Raw genomic sequence first — 2,204 nt, forward strand, 5'->3', positions numbered from 1 at the left:
TCCGCCGTCCTTCTCGCGAAATCCGGCCTCTTTGTAGAAACGTTTCGGCAGCGTCGGTTTCATGCCGGCTTGGGCGGATCGCATGGGATTCGGCTCGTCGGCGCCGGGAAACCAGTCTCTCGTGTCTGTCATGGCCAATGAAGTAGGGTCTCAGGGGTTGATCTGCGAGGGGCGATCGAGAAACCGATCCAGAACCGGGCGCAGATCGGTGTAGGAATCGACGATGACATCGGCGCCTGCCTCGCGCAGGGTAGACACCGGTTGGAATCCCCACGATACGCCCACCGGCCACACACCCGCACTGCGGGCCATGGCCATGTCGAAGCTCGAATCGCCGATCATCACGGTGTCCGTGGCCGGCACGCCGAGCTCCGTCATGGCTTGCTGGATCATCGCCGGGTGGGGCTTCGAGGGCGCATCGTCGGCGGTCTGGATCGTCGTGAACAGGCGCCCCCAATCGTGGCGCTCGAGCAGATGCGCCACGCCGCGACGGCTCTTGCCGGTGGCGATACCGAGAAAGACATCCTCCCGCCGCCCAAGATCGGCGAGATAATCCGCGGCCCCCGGAAAGAGCGGCTCCGCATGGCCGGGATCGCCGCGCAGGGTACTGAAGGCTTCCTTGTAGGCCGCGACCAGCCCCGCGACCGGAGCGTCGGCGCCGCAGAGGACCGTGATCGCCTCCGGCAGTGAAAGACCCACGATCGAGAGTGCCTTCTCACGGCTGGGCGGCGCGAGGCCGAAGGCGGCGAAGGCCATGTGCTGGGCGGCGATGATGATGTTCTGGCTGTCGACCAAGGTGCCGTCGACATCGAACAGGACGAGTTTCATCTCGCGAGTTGTCCTAGGCGTAGGCGGCGGTCATCCGCCGTTCGAGACCGGCCTTCACCTCGGGCCATTCCGGCCGAATGATGCTGTACACGGCGGTGTCCCGGATATGGCCGTCCGGCATGATCATATGCGCGCGCAAGATGCCGTCGAGCTTCGCGCCGAGCCGTTCGATGGCGGCCCGCGATTGATCGTTCAAGCGATGCGTCCGCAATTCCACCACGTTGCATCCGAGCTGCTCGAACGCGTGGCGCAGGAGCAGGAACTTCTGGTGCGTGTTGACGAATGTCCGCTGCCAGGATTTGGCGATCCAGGTGGTGCCGATCTCGACCCGGTGGTCGGCCGCACTGATGTTCATGTACCGCGTCGAGCCGATGATCTCGCCGGTCTCCGCAATGACGATCGCGAAGGGCAATTGCGTCCCGGCCGCCTGCGCTTCCAACGCCTTGTCGATATAGAGGTCGAATTCCTCCGGGCGCGGCACCGTGGTCGTCTTCTTCTCCCAAAGATCGCCGTCGCACACTGCCTGGCCGAGAGCGGCGGCGTCGCCACGTGCCAGCGGTCGCAGGATGAGCCGGTCGGACGAGAGGGTGACGGGTTCGATGTGAAGCATCATGCCTCCGGTGATTCGACGATGGGATCGTAACGGTCGGTATCGAGACCGAGCAGGTTGAAAGTCTGCTGCATGTGAGGCGGCAGCGGCGCGGTGATGTCGATCGGCTTGCCCGTCCGAGGATGAGCAATCACGATCCGTCGTGCCAACAGATGCAGCTTGTTCTGGATGCCGCCGGGCAATTCCCAGTTCTCGATGTCGAAGTACTTGGGATCGCCCACGATCGGATGGCCGATATGGGCGGCGTGCGCCCGAAGCTGGTGCGTGCGGCCGGTCACCGGTTTGAGAGACAGCCAGGCGAGCTTCTGCGCCGATGTCTCGACGACGGCGTAATAGGTCAGCGCGTGGCTGGCTCCCTCGTCGCCGTGCTGCGCGACGCGCATGCGGGAATCGCCCTCGCCTCCCTCTTCCTTCGAGAGATAGGTCGAGATGCGGCCCTGCCGTACCCGGGGAACGCCGGCGACGAGAGCCCAATAGATCTTGCGCGTCGTCCGCGACCGGAACGACTTCGCCAGCGTCGACGCCGCAAAACGCGTCTTGGCGATGACGAGGCAGCCTGCGGTGTCCTTGTCGAGCCGGTGTACGAGGCGGGGCTTCTGGCCGTCCGCGTCGCGCAGGGCGTCGAKCAGCCCGTCCACATGGCGCTTGGTGCCGGAACCACCCTGCACCGCAAGTCCCATCGGCTTGTTGATGACGAGGACATCCTTGTCCTCGTACAGCGTGATCGACTTCAGGAATTCGCGATCGTCCTGATCCTTCGCGGTGC

General features: G+C 64.5%; 3 protein-coding genes. All 3 read right to left on the reverse strand.

The window, feature by feature from the left end; genetic code table 11:
* Window positions 1–150: 150 nt before the first annotated feature.
* A complete protein-coding gene (locus tag AC1DT3_RS18665; RefSeq protein WP_477466718.1) occupies window positions 151–828 on the reverse strand; it encodes an HAD-IA family hydrolase in 678 nt (225 codons plus the stop codon).
* Between the two features lie 13 nt (window positions 829–841).
* The gene (locus AC1DT3_RS18670) at window positions 842–1,441 is read right to left on the reverse strand and encodes a GNAT family N-acetyltransferase (RefSeq protein ID WP_477466719.1); all 600 of its coding nucleotides are present in this window, start codon (window positions 1,439–1,441) and stop codon (window positions 842–844) included.
* A partial coding sequence (locus AC1DT3_RS18675) for an RluA family pseudouridine synthase (RefSeq protein ID WP_477466720.1) occupies window positions 1,438–2,204 on the reverse strand: 767 nt, incomplete at its 5' end. The genes AC1DT3_RS18675 and AC1DT3_RS18670, both read right to left, overlap by 4 nt.

Source organism: Microvirga sp. P4_G7, assembly GCF_056401005.1.